The 23,197-nt window shown below is 65.0% G+C and carries 27 protein-coding genes, 2 tRNA genes and 1 pseudogene; 21 read left to right on the plus strand and 9 right to left on the minus strand.

The genetic code is table 11. The annotated features are described in order from the left end of the window. Positions 1–49 precede the first annotated feature (49 nt). From LAQ74_RS12280 to LAQ74_RS12295, 4 genes are all read left to right on the plus strand, one after another. Positions 50–1,060 (plus strand): DUF7972 family membrane protein, encoded by a 1,011-nt coding sequence (locus LAQ74_RS12280; protein ID WP_224332825.1) that lies wholly within the window; start codon positions 50–52, stop codon positions 1,058–1,060. A gap of 135 nt (positions 1,061–1,195) precedes the next feature. Beyond that, positions 1,196–2,008, plus strand: coding sequence for an endonuclease NucS (nucS, locus tag LAQ74_RS12285; protein WP_224332826.1), 813 nt, complete (start codon positions 1,196–1,198; stop codon positions 2,006–2,008). Positions 2,009–2,128: 120 nt separating this feature from the next. Continuing rightward, positions 2,129–2,659, plus strand: coding sequence for a 50S ribosomal protein L16 (locus LAQ74_RS12290; RefSeq protein WP_224332827.1), 531 nt, complete (start codon positions 2,129–2,131; stop codon positions 2,657–2,659). Positions 2,660–2,726: 67 nt separating this feature from the next. Beyond that, positions 2,727–3,590, plus strand: a complete 864-nt coding sequence (locus tag LAQ74_RS12295) for an ATP-grasp domain-containing protein (RefSeq protein ID WP_224332828.1) — start codon at positions 2,727–2,729, stop codon at positions 3,588–3,590. Positions 3,591–3,683: 93 nt separating this feature from the next. On the opposite strand, the gene LAQ74_RS12300 is transcribed toward LAQ74_RS12295, so the two are convergent. Next, positions 3,684–4,055: an Hsp20/alpha crystallin family protein gene (locus LAQ74_RS12300; RefSeq protein WP_224332829.1), complete on the minus strand. Its 372-nt coding sequence runs from the start codon at positions 4,053–4,055 to the stop codon at positions 3,684–3,686. Between the two features lie 144 nt (positions 4,056–4,199). Here LAQ74_RS12300 and gap point away from each other — a divergent pair, with 144 nt between their 5' ends. The 3 genes from gap (at position 4,200) to LAQ74_RS12315 (ending at position 6,720) form a co-directional block, all read left to right on the plus strand. Next, on the plus strand, positions 4,200–5,249 hold the full coding sequence (gene gap / locus LAQ74_RS12305; RefSeq protein WP_224332830.1) for a type I glyceraldehyde-3-phosphate dehydrogenase: 1,050 nt from the start codon (positions 4,200–4,202) through the stop codon (positions 5,247–5,249). 386 nt (positions 5,250–5,635) lie between these two features. After that, positions 5,636–6,304 carry a helix-turn-helix domain-containing protein gene (locus LAQ74_RS12310; RefSeq protein WP_224332831.1) on the plus strand — a complete coding sequence of 223 codons (669 nt, stop codon included), beginning with the start codon at positions 5,636–5,638 and terminating at the stop codon, positions 6,302–6,304. Between the two features lie 86 nt (positions 6,305–6,390). Next, positions 6,391–6,720: a DUF7344 domain-containing protein gene (locus LAQ74_RS12315; protein WP_224332832.1), complete on the plus strand. Its 330-nt coding sequence runs from the start codon at positions 6,391–6,393 to the stop codon at positions 6,718–6,720. Positions 6,721–6,919: 199 nt separating this feature from the next. Here LAQ74_RS12315 and LAQ74_RS12320 read toward each other — a convergent pair whose 3' ends face one another. Further along, positions 6,920–7,096, minus strand: a complete 177-nt coding sequence (locus tag LAQ74_RS12320; RefSeq protein ID WP_224332833.1) for a hypothetical protein — start codon at positions 7,094–7,096, stop codon at positions 6,920–6,922. A 55-nt stretch (positions 7,097–7,151) separates the two neighbouring features. Here LAQ74_RS12320 and LAQ74_RS12325 point away from each other — a divergent pair, with 55 nt between their 5' ends. Continuing rightward, a complete protein-coding gene (locus tag LAQ74_RS12325) occupies positions 7,152–8,372 on the plus strand; it encodes a phosphoglycerate kinase (RefSeq protein ID WP_224332834.1) in 1,221 nt (406 codons plus the stop codon). Between the two features lie 10 nt (positions 8,373–8,382). Here the strand turns inward: LAQ74_RS12325 and LAQ74_RS12330 are convergent, their stop codons facing one another. After that, positions 8,383–8,616, minus strand: coding sequence for a hypothetical protein (locus tag LAQ74_RS12330; RefSeq protein WP_224332835.1), 234 nt, complete (start codon positions 8,614–8,616; stop codon positions 8,383–8,385). 163 nt (positions 8,617–8,779) lie between these two features. On the opposite strand from LAQ74_RS12330, the gene LAQ74_RS12335 reads away from it, so the two are divergent. Beyond that, positions 8,780–9,271, plus strand: coding sequence for a metallophosphoesterase (locus LAQ74_RS12335; protein WP_224332836.1), 492 nt, complete (start codon positions 8,780–8,782; stop codon positions 9,269–9,271). A 39-nt stretch (positions 9,272–9,310) separates the two neighbouring features. Here the strand turns inward: LAQ74_RS12335 and LAQ74_RS12340 are convergent, their stop codons facing one another. Beyond that, positions 9,311–10,372, minus strand: a complete 1,062-nt coding sequence (locus tag LAQ74_RS12340) for a type II glyceraldehyde-3-phosphate dehydrogenase (RefSeq protein WP_224332837.1) — start codon at positions 10,370–10,372, stop codon at positions 9,311–9,313. Positions 10,373–10,586: 214 nt separating this feature from the next. On the opposite strand from LAQ74_RS12340, the gene LAQ74_RS12345 reads away from it, so the two are divergent. Beyond that, on the plus strand, positions 10,587–11,549 hold the full coding sequence (locus LAQ74_RS12345; RefSeq protein ID WP_224332838.1) for an aminopeptidase: 963 nt from the start codon (positions 10,587–10,589) through the stop codon (positions 11,547–11,549). Positions 11,550–11,596: 47 nt separating this feature from the next. Here the strand turns inward: LAQ74_RS12345 and LAQ74_RS12350 are convergent, their stop codons facing one another. Beyond that, positions 11,597–12,028, minus strand: a complete 432-nt coding sequence (locus LAQ74_RS12350; RefSeq protein WP_224332839.1) for a DUF7344 domain-containing protein — start codon at positions 12,026–12,028, stop codon at positions 11,597–11,599. Positions 12,029–12,289: 261 nt separating this feature from the next. Between LAQ74_RS12350 and LAQ74_RS12355 the strand changes: the two genes are divergently transcribed. The 4 genes from LAQ74_RS12355 (at position 12,290) to LAQ74_RS12370 (ending at position 15,452) form a co-directional block, all read left to right on the plus strand. After that, complete coding sequence (locus LAQ74_RS12355) at positions 12,290–12,937, plus strand: HVO_0476 family zinc finger protein (RefSeq protein WP_224332840.1); 648 nt, start codon at positions 12,290–12,292, stop codon at positions 12,935–12,937. A gap of 54 nt (positions 12,938–12,991) precedes the next feature. After that, the gene (locus LAQ74_RS12360) at positions 12,992–13,654 is read left to right on the plus strand and encodes a protein-L-isoaspartate(D-aspartate) O-methyltransferase (RefSeq protein ID WP_224332841.1); all 663 of its coding nucleotides are present in this window, start codon (positions 12,992–12,994) and stop codon (positions 13,652–13,654) included. Positions 13,655–13,736: 82 nt separating this feature from the next. Then, on the plus strand, positions 13,737–14,678 hold the full coding sequence (locus LAQ74_RS12365) for a methyltransferase domain-containing protein (protein ID WP_224332842.1): 942 nt from the start codon (positions 13,737–13,739) through the stop codon (positions 14,676–14,678). 21 nt (positions 14,679–14,699) lie between these two features. Next, entirely contained in the window at positions 14,700–15,452 is a 753-nt protein-coding gene (locus tag LAQ74_RS12370; protein ID WP_224332843.1) for a protein-L-isoaspartate O-methyltransferase family protein, read from the plus strand. Between the two features lie 33 nt (positions 15,453–15,485). Here LAQ74_RS12370 and LAQ74_RS12375 read toward each other — a convergent pair whose 3' ends face one another. Next, a complete protein-coding gene (locus LAQ74_RS12375; RefSeq protein ID WP_224332844.1) occupies positions 15,486–15,953 on the minus strand; it encodes a DUF7382 domain-containing protein in 468 nt (155 codons plus the stop codon). Positions 15,954–16,028: 75 nt separating this feature from the next. On the opposite strand from LAQ74_RS12375, the gene LAQ74_RS12380 reads away from it, so the two are divergent. The 4 genes from LAQ74_RS12380 to LAQ74_RS12395 all read left to right on the plus strand — a co-directional run bounded on the left by LAQ74_RS12380 (position 16,029) and on the right by LAQ74_RS12395 (position 18,215). Further along, complete coding sequence (locus tag LAQ74_RS12380; RefSeq protein WP_224332845.1) at positions 16,029–17,192, plus strand: ATP-binding protein; 1,164 nt, start codon at positions 16,029–16,031, stop codon at positions 17,190–17,192. Positions 17,193–17,271: 79 nt separating this feature from the next. Further along, positions 17,272–17,670, plus strand: coding sequence for a fluoride efflux transporter CrcB (crcB, locus tag LAQ74_RS12385; RefSeq protein WP_224332846.1), 399 nt, complete (start codon positions 17,272–17,274; stop codon positions 17,668–17,670). Beyond that, complete coding sequence (crcB, locus tag LAQ74_RS12390; protein ID WP_224332847.1) at positions 17,658–18,023, plus strand: fluoride efflux transporter CrcB; 366 nt, start codon at positions 17,658–17,660, stop codon at positions 18,021–18,023. Before crcB (LAQ74_RS12385) ends, crcB (LAQ74_RS12390) begins: the two co-directional genes overlap by 13 nt. A 45-nt stretch (positions 18,024–18,068) precedes the next feature. Further along, complete coding sequence (locus LAQ74_RS12395; RefSeq protein ID WP_224332848.1) at positions 18,069–18,215, plus strand: hypothetical protein; 147 nt, start codon at positions 18,069–18,071, stop codon at positions 18,213–18,215. Between the two features lie 221 nt (positions 18,216–18,436). On the opposite strand, the gene LAQ74_RS12400 is transcribed toward LAQ74_RS12395, so the two are convergent. The 3 genes and pseudogenes from LAQ74_RS12400 to LAQ74_RS12410 form a co-directional block, all read right to left on the minus strand. After that, a tRNA-Asp gene (locus tag LAQ74_RS12400) sits at positions 18,437–18,509 on the minus strand. Between the two features lie 167 nt (positions 18,510–18,676). After that, a pseudogene (locus LAQ74_RS20640) lies at positions 18,677–19,006 on the minus strand (group I intron-associated PD-(D/E)XK endonuclease); the annotation flags it as partial. A gap of 241 nt (positions 19,007–19,247) precedes the next feature. Next, positions 19,248–19,320, minus strand: a tRNA-Asp gene (locus LAQ74_RS12410). 254 nt (positions 19,321–19,574) lie between these two features. Here LAQ74_RS12410 and LAQ74_RS12415 point away from each other — a divergent pair. Genes LAQ74_RS12415 through rpoB form a run of 3 tightly spaced genes read left to right on the plus strand, consistent with a single transcriptional unit; the run spans position 19,575 to position 23,194 of the window. Next, positions 19,575–19,802 carry a DNA-directed RNA polymerase subunit H gene (locus LAQ74_RS12415; RefSeq protein WP_224332849.1) on the plus strand — a complete coding sequence of 76 codons (228 nt, stop codon included), beginning with the start codon at positions 19,575–19,577 and terminating at the stop codon, positions 19,800–19,802. Continuing rightward, complete coding sequence (locus tag LAQ74_RS12420; protein WP_224332850.1) at positions 19,799–21,364, plus strand: DNA-directed RNA polymerase subunit B''; 1,566 nt, start codon at positions 19,799–19,801, stop codon at positions 21,362–21,364. The genes LAQ74_RS12415 and LAQ74_RS12420 overlap by 4 nt, the downstream gene beginning before the upstream one ends. A 3-nt stretch (positions 21,365–21,367) precedes the next feature. Next, a complete protein-coding gene (gene rpoB / locus LAQ74_RS12425) occupies positions 21,368–23,194 on the plus strand; it encodes a DNA-directed RNA polymerase subunit B (RefSeq protein WP_224332851.1) in 1,827 nt (608 codons plus the stop codon). Positions 23,195–23,197: the final 3 nt, after the last annotated feature.

Below are 23,197 nucleotides of genomic sequence, written 5' to 3' on the forward strand. Positions count from 1 at the left end.
ACGGTTGAATCGGAGTCGGATTTTTCGGGCTGTCGACCGTCGGGTCGGTATGGGCAGCGGTGAGACCGACCAGTTGACGCAGAGCGGACTCGTCTACGAACCGTACCGGTCCTCGCCGCTGAAGCGCTGGGTGCTCTTGGACGGCAACCGACTGGTGCTGACCGGTCTGCTGTCGGTCGCCGTCTGCGCGTCCGTGGCGGCGCTCTGCTGGGTCGGCGTCGTTCCCGTCGGAGACGCCGACGCCGTACTGTCGCTCGTCGGCACGCTGGTCGGCGGGACGCTCCCGTTCATCACCATCGTGCTCGCCATCAACCAACTCGTCCTCTCGCAGGAACTGGGGTCGACCGACGACCTGCGGGCGCGGCTGACGGCAATGCAGGAGCTCCGTCGGGAGGTCGAGTCACTCACCGGTCGGAACGTCAGCCCCGCCGCGCCCGCGGACTTTCTCCGCGACCTCGTCGAGCAGAGTCGCTCGCGCGCGGCGACGCTCGAATCTGCCGTCGAAGACTCCGACGGCGACCTCCGGGAGACGGTCCATCAGTACGTCGAGACGGTCGAAAACGAGAGCGAGACGGTGTCGGAAGCGCTCGAAGGGACGGAGTTCGGCACCTTCGAGGCGCTCTCGGCCGTCCTCGGTCACTTCGATGGGCGGCACATGCACACGGCGCGGGTGCTGCGGGCGGACCACGGCGGGGCGTTCGGCGACGAAGCCGAGACGCTCGACGAACTCGTCGCGCTGCTCGAACAGCTCGCCGTCGCCCGGCAGACGTTCAAGACCATCTACGTCCAGCACGAGCTCGCGACGCTCTCGCGGCTCCTGCTCTACGTCGGCTTTCCGACTCTCTTCGGCGGCGGGTTGCTCATCCTCTCGTACGGGTCGCTGCTGTCGTCGACCGCCGGGAGCGGCCTCCCCTTCTGGCTCGTCTCGGGCGGCGTCACCCTCGTCTTTCTTCCGTTCGTCGTTCTCCTGACGTACACGCTCCGAATCGCGACGGTGGCGAGTCGCACGGCCGACTTCGGCCCGTTCGTGCCGCGAGCGACGGTGAAAGACGACCTCTGAGCGCCGAGGGACCGCGCGGCGCACCGCTCTCTTGGCGCCTCGCATACCGGCACACCAGTCGAACCGGATGCCGGACACCGGGACCGAACGCGATTGGCTTTTGTCGTTGCCGACCGAACTGTCGACGAACCCTGAATGACCGACGACGAACGGGCCGCCGAGGGCGGTGACGCCGGCAACGACGCCGAGACGGACCGCAGAGCGCACGCGGTGACGCTCCACCGGCCGACTCACCGCGACGTACTCTGGCAGGTCGAGGAGGCGTTCGAACGCGGCGACATGGTGACGCTGTTCGGCCGCTGCACCGTCGAGTACGACGGCCGCGCCGCCAGCACGCTCGGTCTCGGCAACCGACTCGTGATTCTCAAACCCGACGGCGCGGCGCTCGTCCACACCGACGAGAAGCGAACACCGGTCAATTGGCAGCCGCCGGGATGCGAACACCACGCGGCGGTCCGAGACGGCCAGTTTCGGGTCCGAAGCGAGCGAACGACGCCCGATGAGACGCTCGACGTGCGCTTCGAGCAGGTCCACCAGGTCTCCTCGCTGGCGGTCACCGGCGGACGCGACCTCGACTTGCAGGGGAGCGAGGAGGACCTCCGTCAGCACATCCTCGACGACCCGGACCTCGTCGAGTCGGGTTTTCTGCCGTTGGCGACGGAGCGCGAGACGAGCGCCGGGCCGGTCGACATTTACGGCGAGGACGACGACGGCGTGCCCGTCGCCGTGGAGTTGAAGCGGCGGCGGGTCGGCCCCTCGGCGGCGGGCCAACTCCAGCGCTACGTCGCCGCCCTGCGCGAGGAGTTCGGCGACGGCACGGCGGTCCGCGGTATCTTGGTCGCTCCCTCGGTGACCGATCGGGCGGCGGCGCTGTTGGAAGAGCGCGGCCTCGGTTTCGTCGCGCTCGACCCGACGACGGGCCGGCCGCCGGAGGATTCGACGGAGTAGTCGAGCGAAGCGAACTCGATCCCCCAGACGGGCCGAAGCCGTGCCACCGAGTCGCAGAACGCGCAGAGGACGCATCGAAGGCTTTATTCACGGCGTTGGCCTTGTTCAGCGCAAGTAACTATGGCAGACAAACCGGCCTCAATGTACCGGGAGATCTCCAAACAGCCGTACACGCGGCGTGAGTACATCACTGGGATTCCCGGCTCGAAGATCGCACAGCACAACATGGGTAACCTGCAGACGGGTCCGGAGGACTACCCGGTTCAGATTAGCCTCCGCGTCGAAGAGGAGTGCCAGATCCGCCACGGCGCGCTCGAATCGGCACGCCTGTCGGCGAACCGCCTGCTCCTGAAGCACGTCGGCCAGCCGAACTACAAGATGGTGCTCCGCAAGTTCCCCCACCACGTCCTGCGCGAGAACAAGCAGGCGACCGGTGCGGGTGCGGACCGTGTCTCCGACGGGATGCGCCAGGCGTTCGGGAAACCGGTCGGCACGGCCGCGCGCGTCCAGCGCAACGACGCCGTGTTCACCGCCTACTGCAACCCTGAGGACGCCGAGACGGTGAAGGACGCGTTCCGCCGCGCCTACAACAAGATGTCGCCGCCGTGCCGCATCGTCGTCGAGGAAGGCGAAGAACTGCTCGTCGCGTAACCGACGAAGAGTCGGTCACCGACGACGGACACACACGCTTTTCCCTCCTCCACCGAACCCGTAGCGCATGCTGCGACTCGCGGTGACGACGGACGCCGAGACGTTCGAGCGGATGCGCGACCCGCTGGCCTCGCGCGGCGTCGACGTTCGCCACCTCCGTGCGAAAGAACGGACGATTCGACTCACCGAATCCCCGACAGAGACGTTCGACGTGGGCTTCGTCTACCCGACACGTCTCATGGAAGGCGGCGCGCTCGACGCACTCCACGAGGTTCCGTGGGTGAACGACCGCGAAGCGATTCTCACCTCGCGGAACAAAGCAGGCGTTATCGCCTCGCTCTCGCGGGCGGACGTCCCAGTTCCGCAGACGACGATGGTGTCGAACCCCGTCGACGACGACGAACTGCTCGCCGCCGCCCGCGAGTTCGACGGACCGGTCGTCGTCAAGCCGAACTCGACGACCCGGGGGACGGGTATCGTCCGCGTCGACGATCCCGACTCGCTCTCCGGCGTGGCGGACTATCTCCGTCTCGTCCACGACTACCCCGCGACCGGGGACAAGGCGTATCTCCTCCAGGAGTATCTGCCCGACGCGCGCGACTATCGGGCGATGGTCGTCGACGGCGAGTGTGTCGGCGGCGTCGAACGCCGGTTACCGACCGAAGCACGGGAGGAAGGGCGCTGGAAACACAACGTCCACCGCGGCGCGAAGGCGACGGGCGTGGAACTCGGTGAGCGTCACCGCCGTCTCGCCGAGAAAGTCGCCGAGGTGCTGGAGATACCGTACCTCGGCGTCGACCTGCTCGAAACCGAAAATCGGCTCGTCGTCGCCGAGACGAACGCACGACCGACCATCGACGACGACGCGAAGTACGATTCGGGTTTCTACGACCGGTTGGCGTCGCTCGTAAAACGGCAGGTCGAGACGTGATGCGGCAACTCACCACCGAGATGGCCGCGTCGCTGTGCAGTAGAGAGTGGAAAATTCGGAGGGGGAAGCGACGACTGAGTCGGCGCGTCTTCGCTACTCGACGTCGATCTCGGCGGAGTCCTCGATTCGGTCGAGCGTCACCTGGAGGACGCCGTTTTTGAACGTCGCGCTCGCGGAGTGTTCGTCGACGCGCGCGGGCAGTTGGATGCGCTCGTCGTACTCGCGGCGGTCGCTGGCGGCGCTGATGGTGAGGCGCTCGCCGTCGCACTTCAGGTCGATGTCGTCCTTGCCGACGCCGGGGAGGTCGGCGACGACGCGAATCTGGTCACCCTCGTCGATGACGTCGACGTGCGTCTCGGTCGTGAATCCGGAGCGGTCCTCGAAGCCGCCGGTCATCTCGTTCATCATACGTTCGATTTCGCCGAAAATGTCGCCGAACGGGTCGTCACGGTCGTCTCGCTTCATGCGGCACGCTATGTCGTATGTGCTCAAAAGCCTTCTGTCGGTCCCGGGGGCGGCGAATCCGTCGCGAGTGATACGCCGAAAAGAGACGTTCCAAAACCCATATAGGAGGTGGGATTTAAATACTACACAGGCACTAACTCAGTTATGAGTGAAAAATCGTACCTAAGCGCCGGGGAAGAGGTCGACGAGTCGGAAGTCGTGCGCATCGCGCTTAACGGCTTCGGGCGCATCGGGCGGAACGTCTTCCGCGCGGTGATAGACGACCCCCGAATCGAACTCGTGGCGATAAACGACGTGATGAGCGGCGAGGACATGCGATATCTCGGCAAGTACGACACCGTCATGGGTCGCCTCGACGGCGTGACGCTAGAGGACGACCGCCTCTCCATCGGCGACACGTCGGCGGAGGTGCTCAACGTCCAGAGTCCCGCCGAACTGCCGTGGGACGATCTCGCCGTCGACGTCGCCTTCGAGTGTACGGGTATCTTCCGGACGTACGACGACGCCCACGACCACGTCAAAGCGGGCGCGGACAAGGTCATCATCTCCGCGCCGCCGAAGGGCGACAAGCCTGTCAAACAGATCGTCTACGGCGTCAACCACGACGAGTACGAGGGAGAGGACGTGGTGTCGAACGCCTCCTGTACGACCAACAGCATCACGCCGGTGGCGAAGGTGCTCAACGACGAGTTCGGCATCAACTCCGGCCTGATGACGACGGTCCACGCCTACACCGGCTCGCAGAGCCTCATCGACGCGCCGAAGGGCAAGACGCGCCGTGGCCGCGCCGCCGCCGAGAACATCATCCCGACGACGACGGGCGCGGCGAAGGCGACGACCGAGATTCTGCCCGAACTCGACGGGAAACTCGACGGGATGGCGATTCGCGTGCCGGTGCCGAACGGCTCCATCACGGAGCTGGTCGTCGACCTGCAGGGCGACCCGTCGGCGGAGGAAATCAACGAGGCGTTCCGTAACGCCGCCGACGGCGAACTCGCGGGCGTGCTCGGCTACACCGACGACGAGGTCGTCTCCTCGGACATCCTCCAGCTGCCGTTCTCCTCGACGGTCGACCTCAACTCGACGAACGTGCTCGAAAACGGTGGCCTCGCGAAGATTCTGACGTGGTACGACAACGAGTACGGCTTCTCCTGCCGGATGCTCGACGTGGCGCGGTACGTCACCGAGGAGTAAGTCGACAGGGCGAAACGTCTCAGTTTTTCGCGTTTTAGATGGTTCGACAGAGTCGCTGAGCGATACAGACGCTGCAAAGTCCTCGCACTCTCGCCCTTTGCGAGTCCACGGAAGCTTTCGAGTCCGCGGTAGTGAAGACGCACTCTCGACTTCCGGAAGAAAACACCTGTCCGGTCTTCTTTAAACTACAGATTATTGATATATTTCGGACATCGGGCTGAATAAGGGCACATATTTAGCAGAACTCAAACGAGAAGCGGTAGCTGGGGACCCGTTTCGTTATCGCGTCTGGAGAGTGGTGGTGTGGATCGAATTTCGGACCATGCACCAAGGCCATGATCGACATCAAGGGAAATTCCTACACGGGTAGCCCCTGACAGTAAAGTATGAGCGTTATCTTGGAGTTTACCATCCGCTCTGACCAATTCACGCTCGGCCATATACTCTCGGAAGCGGGTGACATGCACTTCGAACTCGAACGCATCGTCCCGACGGGCGGTCACATCATGCCGTTCGTCTGGGTCTCCACAGAGGGGGATCCGAACGAAGACCTCCCCCGATTCGAAGAGAACATCAGAGAGAGTAATTTAGACCTAGAACTGCTCGCTCTCGACCGGGTAGACGACGGGGGACTCTATCGGATCGAGTGGAAGAGTCAAACGCAGGGACTCATCAACGGCCTCGGGGAGTCGGAGGCGACGGTGCTTGAGGCCTTCGGCGACGGAAGTTGGACGTTCCGCGTTCGGTTCACGGACCACGATAAACTGACCGACTTCCACAATTACCTGACCGATCGCGATATCACGATCCATATCATCCGGACGTACACCTTCGCGGAAGAGGGGGTTCGCCGTCGCGATTTCGGTCTCACGAATGAACAGCGCGAGGCATTAGTGCTCGCCCTCCAGCGGGGCTACTTCAACACCCCTAGTGAGGTGACCCTTGACGAACTGGCGGAGGAACTCGGAATTACGAAACAGGCGATATCGGACCGCATCCGTCGCGGTAACGAGAAGATGTTACGGCCGCTGCTGCTCTCCTCGGCGGCCCGCTAACACTCCCTGTCACTCGGGTACTTATAAAAGGGTTGACGCGTCAGGAATAGAATTGACGCCACCAGGCCCATTGAGGTTTATCTGTGATGGAAGACGAACAGTCTGCGGACATCAGCGGAGAGAAACCATCCACTGATGCGCTATATGCTATACTGGCGAGTGAAACTCGGCGGCAACTCCTTCACTACTTTCAGGTGAGCGAACAGAACGACAGTTCACTCGACGAACTCGCGGATTTCCTCGTCTCCCAGGATGGTGGGGTCGATACCCCGGAAAAAGCGAAAATTATCCTTCACCATCAGGATCTGCCGAAACTCGCACGATATGGGGTAGTCGACTACGATCGTCGGTCCAATTCGGTCCGCTATCGGGGACAATCCCGTCTCGAAGAACTCCTTCCCCAATCATCAGGTTGAACGGGGATACTGAACTGTGAGTATAGTGATTTATTATTCACGCGTTAATTTTGTGTCAGCAAGAAAAGAGAGACTCGCTTACACCCTTCAAGGACGAGTGCCAAAACTGCGGCGGGAACGAGCCCGGGCAACAATAGCGGGAGAGTCATCCGGATGCACCGAGTCTAGGAGGTGACCCTGATGGGTCGAATGACGACCGTCACAGCGAGGAAACGAGCGCCCAGTACTCATCACGGCCGTCCTTGCACTTCAATAGATCCCATTCCGTTACTATCTCATCTGGTGCCAATGCTCCGCTAACTATCTCCTCTCTATTCAGCACGCCGTTCTTGTCGGGTATCGGCGGCTGAACAGAGCCGCCTATCCTCGTACCCACACGCGCTCGAACTTCGCCCACGACTAAGTAGCAGTCACACGATTTCCGACGTGAGATGGCTTCGTTCAACACGCTCGACGACCTCGACGCAGAGCAGCGAGTCCTCGTCCGCCTCGACCTGAACTCCCCCGTCGAAAGTGAGAGAGTACAGGACAACCGCCGCTTCGAGCGGCACGCCGAGACGGTGTCGGAACTCGCCGACGACAATCACCGCGTCGTTCTCATGGCCCACCAGGGCCGCCCCGGCGACGACGACTTCGTCTCGCTGGAGCAACACGCCGACATCCTCGCCGACCACGTCGGAACGGACGTGAAATTCGTCGCCGACACCTACGGCGACGAGGCGCTTTCGGCCATCGACGCACTCGAACCCGGCGAGGTACTGCTGCTCGAAAACGTCCGGATGGTCGACGACGAGTTGCCCGAGGAAGAGCCCGAAGCGAAGGCCGAGACGGAGTTCGTGCAGACGCTCGCGCCGAAGTTCGACGCCTACGTCAACGACGCCTACTCCGCCGCCCACCGCAAGCACGCCTCGCTGGTCGGCTTTCCGCTCGTCCTACCCGCCTACGCCGGGCGCGTGATGCAGTCGGAGTACGAAGCGAACTCCAGCATCGCCACCCGCGAGTTCGACGGCGAGGTGACGATGGTCGTCGGCGGGACGAAGGCGACGGACGTCATCGGCGTGATGGACGCCATCGGCGAGAAGGTGGACACCTTCCTCGTCGGCGGCATCGCGGGCGAACTGTTCCTCCGCGCGGAGGGCTACCCGGTCGGTCGCGACGTCGGCGACATGGACCTCTTCGACGACCAGTGGGAGAACAACCAGGACGTCGTCGAGGACGTGCTCCAGCGCCGCACGGGGCAGATTCGCCTCCCGGTCGATCTGGCGTACGAGGACGACGACGGCGAGCGCGCCGAGATTTCGGTGGAGGATATCGACGAGAAAAACACGGGTTACCTCGACGTCGGTTCCGAGACCGTCGACGGGTACGCGCCGACCATCCGCGAGTCCGAAGCGGTGTTCGTCAAAGGGGCGCTCGGGATGTTCGAAGACGAGCGCTTCGCCGACGGCACCGTCGGCGTGCTCCGCGCCATCGCGGAGACCGACTGCTTCTCGGTCGTCGGCGGCGGCGACACCTCCCGCGCCATCGAGATGTACGGCCTCGACGAAGACGACTTCTCGCACGTCTCCATCGCGGGCGGGGCGTACATCCGCGCGCTGACGGGCGAGTCGCTCCCGGCGGTCGAGGTGCTGGAAGAGCAGGCCGAAACGTAAGCACACAGAGTCAGTTCGCGCGCTGTCGAGTCAGCGCTCGCAACCCGGTTCCGACGAGGTAGAGACCGAGTGGGACGAAGAGGACCACAGCAATCGTATCGGCCGGTCCCCACCAGAGCGCGCTGTCGACACCGCCGATGAGATTAGACGACTGCGCGTAGCTGAGATAGTTGAACACGCGGTAGAGCGGCCACGCGAGGACCACGAGGCCGACACCGATTTTGGGGAGGACGTCGGTGTTCACGGGTCGAACTCTGTCGAGACGGAAACTAACTGCTTCGGTGACGGATCATCGCGTGTCACGCAGCGGCGGCGTCTCGCGAACGAGGTCGGAGACTACACTCCGACGGTCACCTTCGGTTTCGACTGACGCCACGACTTTGGTTCTCGCTCCCGAACGAACCTCCATGCTCGTCGGAATCGTCTCGGACACGCACGACAACCTCGACTGCGTACACGCGGCCGTCGACCACTTCGAATCGGAATCCGTCGATGCCGTGGTTCACTGCGGCGACTTCGTCGCTCCCTTCTCGGCGACGCCGTTCGACAACGACTGGGAGTTCTACGCCGCCCGCGGCAACAACGACGGCGAGTGGAACCTCCAGTCCGTCGTCGGGTCGTTCGGCATGTATCTCGGCGAAGCGGGCGAACTCACCTTCGACGGCGTCGACGTGGCCGTCTATCACGGCACGAGCGGGACGCTCGTCGACGCACTCGTCGACTCCGGAAACTACGACTACGTCTTCCACGGCCACACTCACCAGCGTGAGGTCGAAGAACGCGGCGAGACCGTGCGCGTCAACCCCGGCGGCCTACCGATTCCGGGAGCCGACGACGCGTTTCACGTCGCCGTCCTCGACACCGAAACCGGCGAGGTGGCGTCGCAGGAAGTGGCGTAGAAGGGGAACGCTTCTCGTCTATCGGTTCGTCGCCCGCGCTCAGTCGTCGGCGGCGGCGAACTGCCGATTCTGACCGCCGAAGACGCTCTCGAGGCCGACGCCGAGCGTCTCGTTCGTCAACGCGATGCTCTCGGCTTTACTCGCGCTGCCGGCGATGGCGCGGACGGCGTCGATGTTCTCGGGAATCACGTCGCTCTCCTGGTGAATCGCCTGAAAGAGATAGAGGTCGTCGTCCTCGACGGCGATGGACTCCTCCCAGATGCAGTTCTCCCAGAGGTCGCCGCGCGGGCGACCGGCGTCCATCGCGAACTCCTTGAGTTTCCCCGTGCCGTCGATACCGGCGTGTTTGGGGATGAAGAACAGCCGCGACTCGGCGGCGAGTAGGTCGCGCACGTCCTCGGCCGTCGGCGTCGATTCGAGCGTGACGTTGACGCTGTGGGTGTGCATCAGCGTCGCCGGCACCTTCAGGCCGAGCGTGTCGATGGCGAGGTCCGGGAAGATGGTCTGCACGTCGGGACCGTGGTGGGAGGGGAGCGTTACGGGGTCCGGTAGGATGTCGTTAATCGGCCCGCGGCCGGTCTGACCGGGGTCGCCCCCGCGGCGGACGAGCGTCACGCGCGCCTTCTTCACGCCGTAGGTCTCGTCGAGCGGCGCGAGCAGCCGCGAGAGACCGGTCGTGTTGCAGGAGACCGTTCGGACGAACTGCACGTCGGCCGCCTCGTCGTAGTTGGCGCGCGCGTTGAAGCTCACGTCCGCGACGTCGGCGTCCTCGCCGCCCTGGAAGATGGCCGGCGTGTCGTGGCGCTCGTACAGCGAGCGGTTCTGCGCGCCGATTCCGGAGGGAGTGGTGTCGACGACGACGTCGCTCTCGGCGACCAGGTCGTCGACCACGCCGGCGAGGGGAACGCCCGCGTCGTCGAACTGGTCGACGCGCTCGGGGAGCGCGGCGTAGAGGGGATACCCGTTTCTGACCGCCGTCTCGGCTTCGAAGTTCGGCCGCGTCTTCGCGACCCCGACGAGTTCCATGTCGGGTTGCGCGCAGACGGCGTCTGCGACGCGTTTGCCGATTGTTCCGTAGCCATTGACGCCCACCTTGAGCATATTCGGACCTGCTACCGGGAAGGACATAGTTATTTCGGAGCTTAACGTTTAGAAATTAACTCTGGGGCGAGTAACCATGTTTCGGTTTCTCCGGGCGTCTAACCGTAATCTTCGTCGAAATCTCGAGAAAAGAAGGCGAGAGAGGTTCCTCGCAGACGGGCGCGGGGATAGTGATGTGGCAAAGCCTAACCCGTCGCCGGACGGCATCTCGAATATGACCAACCGCAATACTGGCGACGAACTCCGCGCGGCCGCGGAGACGGCGCTCGAACAGTGCCTGCGCCTCCAGTCCGACGAATCCTGCGCAGTCGTCACCGACGACAAGCGAGCGCCCATCGGCGAGGCGCTGTACGAGGTGGCCAGTGAGATTACCGACGACGCCGTCGTCACGCGCTACCCGCCAGGGCCGCAGCACGGTGCGGAGCCACCTGCACCAGTCGCGGCGGCGATGCGCGAAGCGGACGTGTTCATCGCGCCGACGACGAAGAGTCTGAGTCACACCCGCGCGCGGAGCGAGGCGTGCGACGCCGGCGCTCGCGGCGCGACGATGCCCGGTATCACCGAGGACGTGATGCTCGCGGGCCTCGACGCCGACTACGAGGCCATCGCCCGACACAGCCTCGACGTACTCGAACAGGTCGTCGACGCCGACGAAGTCCGGGTGACGACGCCGAAAGGTACCGACATCACCTTCGTCCCCGGCGACCGCGAGTGGCTCTCGGACACCGGGATGGTCCACGACGCGGGGCAGTTCTCGAATCTCCCCGCGGGCGAGGTGTTCGTCAGCCCCGAGACGGCCGACGGCACCTACGTCGTCGACGGGACGATGATGCCGTACGGCCTGCTCGACGAGGATCAGGAGCTCCGATTCGAGGTCGAAGACGGCTACGTGACCGTCATCTCCGACGACGAGGTTCGCGAGCAGGTCGAAGCAGGCGCAGAGGAGGTCGGGCGGGACGCGTACAACCTCGCGGAACTCGGTATCGGGACGAACGTCGGCGTCGACGAGTTGGTCGGCTCCGTGCTCCTCGACGAGAAGGCGGCCGGGACGGTCCACATCGCCATCGGCGACGACGCCGGAATCGGCGGCGACACCGTCGCGCCGCTCCACCTGGACGGGATCATCCGCGACCCGACCGTGTACGCGGATGGCGAGGAAGTGGAACTCCCGCGGTAGCGACCCGGAAGCGAGCGGCCCGCAGTCGCTGGTACTTACTGTTCGTTCTATCGCTGGTACTGTTCGTACTGTCGCGTGAATTCGAGGAACTCGTCGAGCGGTCGGGTACATTCGGCCATCGTCACCACGTTCGCGTCGGCGTCGTAGTCGACGATATCCGCGTCGGCCAACTTCGGGAGGTGCGAGTGGTGCAAGTCGGCGTGGATCTGTCCGAGCGTCTCCTCGGAGATGTCGTCGAGGTCCTGGCGGGTCTCCCACATGGCGACCTGTTCTGCGACCTCCGATAGCGTCGCCGGATACCGGCAGGTCTGCAGGTGATAGAGGACGTACCGACGCCGCGGGTTCTCGAGGACCCGAAACACCGCGTCGAGCGGAAACGCCCCCGCCTCGTCGGCGCGGACGGAGTCGGGAAACTCGTCGAACTCGTCGGTATTTCCCCCGCCTGCGGTCGGCGGATCGTCGGGTGCGTCGTCGTCCATCTTGTATCCCCCCAGCGCAGTAGCCGCCGGAACCGAACTCGTCGTCGCTGGCCCGTCGAACCGTTCCGTGCCTCCGCGGCGGCCACTCGTCTTTCGTCCGAAGTACGTGGCTGGAACAACGTTAGTGTTGTTGTTGGTCGCCGCCGTCGGGTCTCCACGGGAGTGGTCGGTCGGACGACGAAGGCGTGAGAGATGCGGACGGAGAACGCCAGTCGCCGGGAGAAGCGCGGACTTTTACGGCCAGATGGATTACGCCGTCGTATGAGCCAAAGCGAACGCGTCGCGGTGGTCTGTCCCTCCTGCTCACCGCAGACGGAGACCGTCCACGAGGTGCTCAAACCCGGCGGACAGGCGACCGTCCGCTGCACCGAGTGCGGACACACCCACAAGACGACAATCGAGGAGGAGCGCGAAACCGAACTGAGCGTCATCGTCTCCCAGGACGGCGAATCGTTCAGTACGACCGTCGACGCACCCGCAGAGGAGACGCTGGCCGTCGGCGAGGAGTTCATCGCCGACACGCCCGAGGCCATCATGCTCGTCCGCATCACGTCGCTCGACGTGGGCGGCGACCAGCGCGTCGACAAAGCCGTCGCTGAGGACGTGGCGACGGTCTGGACGCGCGTCGTCGACAACGTGAGCGTCCCCGTCACGCTTCACCCCGGCGACGGCCGCCGCGACGAGACGCGGAGTTTCAAACTCAGCGTCCCCGGCGACTACGAGTTCGTCGTCGGCGAGACCGAGGAACTGAACGACGAGGAGTTCGAGATAGAGGGCATCCACGTGCGCCAGAACGCGACGAACTACCGCTTCGACAAGTTCGACCGCGACGGCGACATGGTGTTCGCCAAGGACGTCAAACGCATCTACGGCCGCGACGAGACGAGTTCGGCGTGGTCGGCGTGGTGAGATAGCCGACCGCTCGACACGAAACGCGACTCGATACGACGGAGGAAACCTGCTATGGAATTCGAAACCGCCCGCAAACGGATGGTCGACCGACTTCTCGAACACGACCGAATCGAACGCGAAGCGACGGCCGAGGCGCTCCGAACCGTCCCGCGCCACGCGTTCATCCCGCCGGATCGACGAGAGCACGCCTATCATGACCGTCCGTTACCTATCGGCGACGGTCAGACCATCAGCGCGCCGCACATGGTCGCCATCGTCACCGACCTTCTCGCGCTCGACCCCGGCGACCGCGTGCTCGAAATCGGCACCGGATGCGGCTACCACGCCGCCGTCACCGCCGAAGCGCTCGCGCGGACGGGGCGAGACGGCCGAGACGACCATGGAGCGAGCGTCTACAGCGTCGAGTACGACTCCGAACTGGCCGACCACGCCCGCGAGACCCTCTCCGAACACGGGTACGACGTCGATGTTCGGACGGGCGACGGGTACGAGGGGTGGGCCGAGCACGCGCCTTACGACCGCGCGTACCTCACCTGTGCCCCCGAGTCGCTTCCGGAACGAGTGGTCGAACAGATTCGGCCGGATGGGTGCGTGGTTGGACCGGTCGGTCGCGGGCAGCAGACGCTCGTCCGAGCGTGGCGTCGCGAAGACGGTGACATCGACCGTGAGACCCACGGCGGCGTCCGGTTCGTCCCGATGCGACGCGACGACTGAGACGGCCGCGGGCGACCGACCGAGGAGAACGACCCACCGCCCGCAACGACCGATTTTTCTCCGCCGACTCCCACTCCCCTGCATGCCGACCGTACACCGTTCGGGGCACGACACCGAGACGCTGTTACTTCTCTGGGCGGCCCGCGAGACGGGAGCGCTCGACGCGCTGACGAGCCGTGCGGGAACCGCCGACGCCGTCGCCGCCGAGACCGACGTGACGCCCGAGGCGGCGCGCGTCGTCGTCGACTCGCTCGCCGACCTCGGCTTTCTCGAACGTGTCGGCGACGAGTACGAGGTGACGAACCGCGCGCTCGGCTTTCTCGCCAAGCGTGACGTTCGCTCCATCGGTCGCCTACCGCACGCACTCGACATGCTCGACCGCTACACAGAGCTTCCGGAGACGATGACGACGGGCGTGCCCCCGGTGTCGAGCGCGGAGTCGACGAGAAACCGACTGGGCGCACACGCTGCGACCGACGAATCGGTCGTCAGAGCCGCCGTCACCGCAGCGGTTCGCCTCGCACCGCGCGCGAAGCACGTACTGAACGTCGCCGGCAGGTCGGGCGTCTACGCCCGCGAGTTCGTCGCTCGTGGGTTCGAGGTCACGATGTGCGACGGTGACGACGTCGTCGAGTTCGTCGCCCCGGCGCTCGAACACGAGGACGTGACGCTCGAACGCCGGTCGTTGGCGACGATAGCCGACGGGACGTACGACCTCGTCTTCGGCGAGAACCTCTGTTGCTCGCTCGCTGTCGCGGAGACTCGAACGCTGCTGTCCACGGTCGAAGACACGCTGTCGCCGTCCGGCGCGGCCGTCTTCGTCGAACCCGTCCGAGGCCGCTCGTCGTCGGCAGCAACCGTTCGGGCGGCGACGGAGGCGCTCGCGACCGGCAGCGGCGGTGCGTACGACGAGTCGCAGTACCGCGGGTGGTTCTCGGAGGCTGGGTTCGAGCGTGTCCGCGTCGACGACGTCCCTGGAACCGACCGACAGGCGGTCGGGGGGTACAAGCGCCGAGTTGATTAGCCGTCGTCTCGGAGGTGAGGTATGGACCCCGCGGTACTGCGCGAGGACATGGTCGACGGCCTCGAGCGGGCACTCGGAGAGCGTCTCGACGAGCGCGTCGACGTAGCGATGCGGACGGTCCCGCGCCACGAGTTCGTCGACGACCATCCCTACGCGAACAGGAACACGACCGAGAACGGTAGTCGCGTCCTCGCCCCGTCGACGGTCGCGCGACTGCTCTCCGCGCTCGACCCGACCGACGGCGACAACGTCCTCGTCGTCGGCGCGGGCGTCGGCTACACCGCCGCCGTCGCCGCCGAGTTGGTCGGCGACGCGAACGTACAGGCTATCGACATCTCCCGACGGATAGTGATCTACGCACGCCAACGCCTCGCAGAGACCGGTTACGACGGCGTCCTCGTCGACTGCCGCGACGGCGCTCGCGGCTACCCCGAGTACGCCCCGTTCGACCGCATCCTCCTCGAAGCGGCGGCGATTCGCCCCCCGCGCGCGCTCGTCGACCAGTTAGCGCCGGACGGGAAGCTCGTCCTCCCGATGGGTGGCCCCCAGCAGACGCTCGTCGCCGTCGAGCCGGGTCCCGAGGCGGCGGGACCCGACGGCGTCACCGAGCGCTACGGGCCGGCGCAGTTCGCGCCGATGCTCGTCGAGGGCGAACAGCCGGACGGGCTCGCGCGTAACCGAACGGTTCGGGAGGACCGCGAGTACGACGAGAGCGGCTGGCGCGCGCGGACCGGCTGGGAGCAGGACTGGGTCGACTGGGACGAACACCTCTGAGCCGGCGGACGGTGGCCCACCGGCACTCCGCGTTCACCCGCCGCGAATCACCAGTATCTTCGTGTTCGCCCGGCGGTCGACGAACTCGCTTCCCGCGGGCGGTTTCACTTCGACGACGAGCGTACCGTCCTCCCGATTCGGCCCGAGGGTGGGGTCGACGGTGACTCTCGCCCGCCCGTCTGCGTCGGTCGTCGCCGTCTCGATGCCGTCGATGTCGGCCGTCCCCCCTTTGACGACGAGCGTCGCGTCGGCGACCGGGTCGCCGTCGGAACCGACGGCCGTGAGCGTCAGCGTCTGTTCCTCGGGAGCGACGACGTCCGGCGAAGGCCGAACGTCCACCTCCACGACGGCCAACCCCTGGATCCCGCTTATCATGTTCATCATCACACTGAGGCTCGCGACGCCGACCACGAGCGCGATGACGAGGCGGATGGGCAGCCCCTCGATGGCGCGTTCGTCGCGGCGGAAGCTGTCGAACTGTCCTCGGAGTGGGTCGAGCATACGCCGTCTGGTCCCGTTCTCCGGGATAAACCTCGGGACGAGAGTTGAAATCCGAAGACGGGACCCACGACTCACATGCACGTCTTCGGACGGGCGGAAGCCGAATCGACGGCGGGGAGTTTGCGAGACGACGCGCGGCGACCGACCGGTCGTCTCGGAACGTATCGCGCCCGCGACGGTAGCGACGCCGCGCCCGTGGGTGTCGACCTCGATACCCCGCACGCGGCGCTCGTCGTCGGTAAGCGCGGCAGCGGGAAGTCGTACACCCTCGGCGTTCTCGCGGAGGCAGCGGCACGGGCGGACGGCATCGCCCCCGTCGTCGTCGACCCGATGGGTGTCTTCTCGGGCTTGACGGCGGAGTCGGCGACCGGTGACGGCAGCAACGCCGACGCCGATCCGGTTCGCGCCACAGTCGTCGAAGCGCCGACCGTCGCCGCGGAGTCGCTTCCCCCGGCGTCGTGGCCTGCGCTCCTCGGACTCGATCCGGAGAGTCCAGCGGGAACACTCGTCTGGCAGGCGGCGAGTGAGGGTGCGTCGCTCTCGGCGATGCGCGACCACGTCGCCGACGCTGACGCCGGTGACGCTGCCCGACGGGCGGCGCGGAACCACCTCCGACTTGCCGACTCGTGGGACGTCTTCGAACCGGCGGGCCTCGACACGAGGGACCTGCTCGGCGGCGAGGCGACGGTGCTGGACCTCTCGGGAATCCCGGACGCACCGTCGAACGCGGTCTGCGCGGCCGTCGCCGGTGGACTGTACGAACGCCGTGCATCCATCGCATCGACGTCCGTCGCCGAATCGCTCCGCTTACCGTGGCTGTTCGTCGACGAAGCGCACACGTTCTTCGACGGCGTCGCCGCAAACGCCTTAAGGAGAGTCCTCACCCGGGGACGAGCGCCGGGAGTGAGCCTCGTCGCCGCGACGCAGCGCCCGAGCGCGCTCCCCGACGTCGCCGTCTCGCAGGCCGATCTCCTCGTCGCCCATCGACTGACGATGCAGACGGACGTGACGGCGCTGACCGCCGCACAGCCGACGTATCTCGCAGGGACGATACGCGAACGGTTGCCGACGCGGACGGGTGACGCGCTCGTCGTCGACGACACGACCGAATCGGCGCACGCGGTTCGAGTCCGGAATCGGGACACGCCACACGGCGGCGGGAGCCCGCGGGCGAGTCGAGTTGTCAGCGCGACAGGGAAGGGCGGGAACGAGCGGTCGGAGACCGGAGCACGTTTGTAAGCCCCCCGCCTGGGAGTCGACAGACCGGTCGGGTCGCACACGCGATACCGCTCGAAGCGACCGACTACACGACGAGGAGATGACCGCAAACCACCCGCTCGTTCGACTCGAAACGCTCGCACTCGTCGCCATCGGCGGGTTCGCGGGGGCGAACCTCCGGTTTCTCTTCGCCGACGTGCTCCCCGGCCTCGGCGGGACGCTGGCGGCGAACGCGCTCGGCAGTTTCGCGCTCGGCGTCGTCCTCTACGAGGCGACGTACTTCGGCGTCGTCGCCGCGGAAACACGAGTCGCCGTCGCGACGGGGTTTCTCTCGTCGTTTACGACCTACAGCACCTTCGCGCTCCAGTCGGCGCAGGCAGGACCGGCGCTGCTCGTCGCGAACGTCGTGGCGAACTACACGCTCGGTTTCGCCGGAGTGCTGGCGGGTCGTTCGCTCGTGGACGCTCTCGCCCGGAGGTGGAGTCGATGGCCGCGGTAGACCCGGCACATCTCGTCGGTACGGGCGGTGCTGTCGGCGCACTGCTCCGGTATCTCGTGGGGGAGCTCGTGGATGACGAGTCGTTTCCGCTGTCGACGCTGACCGTGAACGTCGTCGGGAGCTTCGTCCTCGGCGTGGTGACGTTTGCGGGCGTCGGCGACACCGCGTTGCTCCTCGTCGGTACGGGCGCGTGCGGCTCGTTCACGACGTTCTCGTCGTTCTCGTTCGAGACTGTTCGACTGTGGGAGACCGGCGAGAGACGGGAGGCCGTCGCGAACGCGACGGTGAATCTGGTCGGCGCGGGCCTCGCGCTCGGCGCGGCGTGGGTCGTCGCCTCCGGCGGCGCGCTCTGAGACCGCATCGACAGCTACAGGCGTCCGGGAGACGAAAGTCGGCGTATGTCCGACGGCCCGGCAAATCGGTCGAAGCTCGCTCGCTTCGTCGACGGTGCGGCGGGGAGTCCGTTCCTCGCGGTGATAGTCGCGTTGTTGGTTCTCCTGTCGATGTTTTTCTTGGTCGGCGGCCTGCTGTACGTGTTCGGATGAGCGGTCTAGCTCTCGGTGTTCGGTGAAGTCGTTCGGAACCGAGACGATTCGCTCCTGCTGTGACTTCGGTAGAAAGACGCCCGAGGCGGGATTTGAACCACGGTCGTTCCGCTCGCCGTGCTCGCTTCACTCCCTGATTCAAATCCCTTCGTAGGGTTCACAGATTCCGACGGAATCGCTCGGCGACGAGACGCCTCGCTCAGAAGTCGGAATCAGAAGAACGCCCGAGGCGGGATTTGAACCCGCGTCACGACCGTGACAGGGTCGTATGATGGGCCACTACACCACCCGGGCCTGATAACGCATCCAAGGGTACTGCTCGGGGTTATTAATGGGTGTCGATATTCGATGCAGGTGACCACTGCAGTAGAGTTAGTCGAACTGCGCTGCGAGTACGTAATCGCTTGCCCAGTTGATTCGTGATGTCGGCGCTTTGGGGTGCGGGTCTTCGACGCGCAGTCGCATCTCGCCGACTCCGGTGTCGTCGATGGGACCCAGTAAACGCACCCCGTCGTCGGAGAGTAGACGGCGTACGCGTCGATCTCGTCCGGCGTGTAATCCGTATCGACGCGGCCGTTTTCGCCAAGCGTCGAACTGTAGAGGTTGAATCGGACAGAGCCGTTCACCCAGTTCCCGGTCTTATACTGGACGCGGTACAACGATTCCTCGTCGTCGACGACCATGTCGTAGCGGTCGCTGTCGCCGAACGGAACCGAAACCGAGAGGCCGAAACGCATCAGCGCACTGAGTATCGTCGCTTCGGTTTCGTCACCGCGACGAGACGTATTCATCGTCTCTAATCCTCGCCTAACCGGATTTGAACCTTGAGGTGATAGCGAGTGCGTTCGACGACGAGACGCCTCGCTCAGAAGTCGAAATCAGAAGAACGCCCGAGGGGGGGGGATTTGAATCAGGGAGTGAAGCGAGCGCAGCGAGCGGAACGACTGCGGTTCAAATCCGCGACCGTCGCATACTGAATTTCGGTGTTCGCTCGTCACGAGCGACTCGCTCACGAGTTGAAATTCAGAGAAGCGCCCGAGGCGGGATTTGAACCCGCGTCACGACCGTGACAGGGTCGTATGATGGGCCACTACACCACCCGGGCAACCTGCACTCTCTCGTTTACCGGTGTCGTAAATAACGCTTACCATCCCGTCGCGCCGTGTGCCGAGATACCGCGACCCGCGTGGCCGGAAAGCATATAATCAGTTACGTCCAGTTCAAGTGTAATGCAGGTTCACGCTGTGGACGCGGCCACGGCCGGTTAGCGGTGCGCCGCGCGGTTGACAAGTGTTATATGGGTGGGTCGTTAATGCCGCTGTAGTATCTCGTGAGAGCTTCTTCCCACAAGCCCCACCCATGGTAGACGTAAGCCAACACAAACTTGTCCCGGAACACACGCTCGTCGACGAGGAGGACGTCGACGCCGTGCTCCAGGAGTACAACGTCGAACGGACGAACCTGCCGAAGATCAAACGCAAAGACCCGGCGGTGCCGGACGAGGCCGAATCCGGTGACGTCGTCAGAATCGTACGCGACTCGCGAACCACGGACCAAGCAGTCGTATACCGACTGGTGATCGAATGAATCGAGAAGACCGACGCAGCATCTCCCGACAGTACTTCTCGGACGAACGACTCGCAGAGCACCACTTCCGGTCGTTCAACGCCTTCCTCGAACGCGGCATGCAGGAAGTCGTCGACGAGAAAGAGACGATCGACACGGACATCGGCGACAAAGAGGGCGAGGAACCCGTCTACGTCGAACTCGGCGACGTTCGCGTCGTCACCCCGCGTGTGCGCGAGGCCGACGGTAGCGAGGAACTGCTGTACCCGCAGGAAGCGCGCCTCCGGAATATCACCTACTCCGCGCCCGTGTTCATGGAGATGTCCATCGTCCGCGGGGGCGAGGAGGAAGAGGAGATCGTCGTCGATTCGACGGAGACGAAAGTCGGCCGGATGCCCATCATGGTCGGCTCCGAGCGCTGCAACATCTCGGGCTTCGACCACGACGAACTCGTCGAAATCGGCGAGGACCCCGTCGACCCCGGCGGCTACTTCATCGTCAACGGCTCCGAGCGCGTGCTGATGACGAGCGAAGACCTCGCGCCGAACAAGATTCTCGCCGAGTACGACACGAAGTACGGCGACGAGATTCAGGTCGCCAAAACGTTCAGCCAGCGCCGCGGCTACCGCGCGCTCGTGCTCTGTGAGCGCGGCCGCGACGGCCTCTTGGAGGTCTCGTTCCCCTCGGTCTCGGGTTCGGTGAACTTCGTGACGCTCGTGCGCGCGCTCGGTCTCGAATCCGACGAGGAGATCGTCCACCGCGTCTCCGACGACCCGGAGATCGTGAAGTTCATGCTGGAGAATCTGGAGGAGGCCGACGTCCAGACCACCGAGGAAGCCATCGAGACCCTCGGCAAGCGCGTCGCAAGTGGCCAAGGAAAGAACTACCAGCTGAAACGCGCCAACTACGTCATCGACCGCTACCTCCTGCCGCACCTCCACGAGGAGGGCGTCGAGGAGGAGGAAGTCCGCATCAACAAGGCGTTCTACCTCTGCCGGATGGCCGAGGCGTGTTTCGAGCTCGCGCTGCAGCGCCGCGAGGCCGACGACAAAGACCACTACGCCAACAAGCGCCTCAAGGTCTCCGGCGACCTGATGAGAGACCTGTTCCGGACGGCGCTCAACAAACTCGCGCGCGACGTGAAGTACCAGCTCGAACGCGCGAACATGCGGAACCGGAATCTGACGGTCAATACGGTGGTTCGCTCCGACGTACTGACCGAACGGCTCGAACACCCCATCGCGACCGGGAACTGGGTCGGCGGGCGCTCGGGCGTCTCACAGTTGGTCGACCGGACCGACTACATGGGGGTTCTGTCTCACCTGCGCCGCCTCCGCTCGCCGCTGTCGCGGTCGCAGCCGCACTTCGAGGCGCGCGACCTGCACGCGACCCAGTGGGGTCGCATCTGTCCCTCCGAGACCCCGGAGGGGCCGAACTGCGGACTGGTGAAGAACTTCGCGCAGGCGATGGAGCTCTCCCAGAACGTCGAGGACGAACAGGCACTGAAACGAGAACTGGCGTCGATGGGTGTCGAGGGGATGCCCGGACTCGAAGGCGTCGAACCCACCACGGCGGACGACTAAACCATGGCTCAGGCACGAGAGGCGAAAGTATACGTCAACGGCAGTCTGGTCGGGACCCACCCGGACCCGAACCAGCTCGCAGCACAGATTCGGGAAGCGCGACGACGCGGCGACGTCAGCGAGATGGTCAACGTCTCGGTGAAAGGCCGGACCCGCGAAGTCATCATCAACGCGGACGCGGGACGCGCTCGCCGCCCGCTCATCGTCGTGGAGAACGGCGAACCACTGCTCGGTGACGAGGAGATAGACGCCGTCGAGAGCGGCGAACTGGAGTTCCAGGACCTCGTCGACCGCGGCTACATCGAGTTCATCGACGCCGAGGAGGAAGAGGACATCTACGTCGGCGTCGACGAGGACGAACTCACTCCCGAGCACACGCACCTCGAAATCGACCCACAGCTCATCTTCGGTATCGGTGCGGGGATGATTCCGTACCCCGAGCACAACGCCTCGCCGCGCATCACGATGGGTGCAGGGATGATGAAGCAGTCGCTCGGTATCCCGTCGGCGAACTACCGCATCCGCCCGGACACGCGTCAGCACCTGATGCACTACCCGCAGTTGGCGATGGTGAAGACGCAGACGACCGAGCAGATCAACTTCGACGAGCGCCCCGCGGCACAGAACTTCGTCGTCGCCGTGATGAGCTACGAGGGGTTCAACATCGAGGACGCGCTCGTCATGAACAAGGGGTCGGTCGACCGCGCGCTCGCTCGGTCGCACTTCTTCCGCACCTACGAGGGCGAGGAACGGCGCTATCCCGGCGGTCAGGAGGACCGCTTCGAGATTCCGTCGCAGGACGTCCGCGGTGCGCGCGGGGAAGACGCGTACACGCACCTCGACGAGGACGGCCTCGTTAACCCCGAGACGGTCGTCGACGAGAACTCCGTACTGCTCGGCAAGACGTCGCCGCCGCGGTTCCTCGAAGAGCCCGACGACATGGGTGGGCTCAGCCCACAGAAGCGCCGCGAGACGAGCGTCACGATGCGCTCGGGCGAAGACGGCGTCGTCGACACGGTGACGCTGATGGAGGGCGAGGACGGCTCGAAGCTCTCGAAGGTCTCCGTCCGCGACGAGCGGATCCCGGAGCTCGGCGACAAGTTCGCGTCCCGGCACGGACAGAAAGGGGTCGTGGGCCACCTCGCACCCCAGCAGGACATGCCCTTTACCGCGGACGGGCTCGTCCCCGACCTGGTTCTCAACCCGCACGCGCTCCCGTCGCGCATGACGGTCGGTCACGTGTTGGAGATGCTCGGCGGCAAAGTCGGCGCGCTCGAAGGTCGACGCGTCGACGGGACGGCGTTCCAAGGCGAGAGCGAGGAGGAACTCCGCGGTGCGCTCGAAGACCACGGCTTCATGTCCTCCGGCAAGGAGGTCATGTACTCCGGCGTCACCGGCGAGAAGATCGAGGCACAGATCTTCGTCGGGGTCATCTTCTACCACAAACTGTACCACATGGTGAGCAACAAGCTGCACGCCCGCTCGCGCGGGCCGGTGCAGGTGCTCACCCGTCAGCCCACGGAGGGTCGCGCCCGCGAGGGTGGCCTGCGCGTGGGTGAGATGGAACGCGAGGTGCTCATCGGCCACGGCGCGGCGATGGCGCTCAAAGAGCGACTGCTGGACTCCTCGGACCGCGAGGAAGTGTACGTCTCGGCGGACACCGGGATGGTCGCAGTCGAGGACCGCGAACAGCGCCGCATCTACGACCCCGTCACAGGGGACGAGGACGATATCCACCGCGTCGAGGTGAGTTACGCGTTCAAACTCCTGCTCGACGAGATGAAAGCGCTCGGCATCCGGCCGAAACTCGAACTGGAGGACGCAGTTTAAATG

It is taken from the genome of Haloprofundus halobius (genome assembly GCF_020097835.1).
GTDB classification, from domain to species: Archaea; Halobacteriota; Halobacteria; order Halobacteriales; family Haloferacaceae; genus Haloprofundus; species Haloprofundus halobius.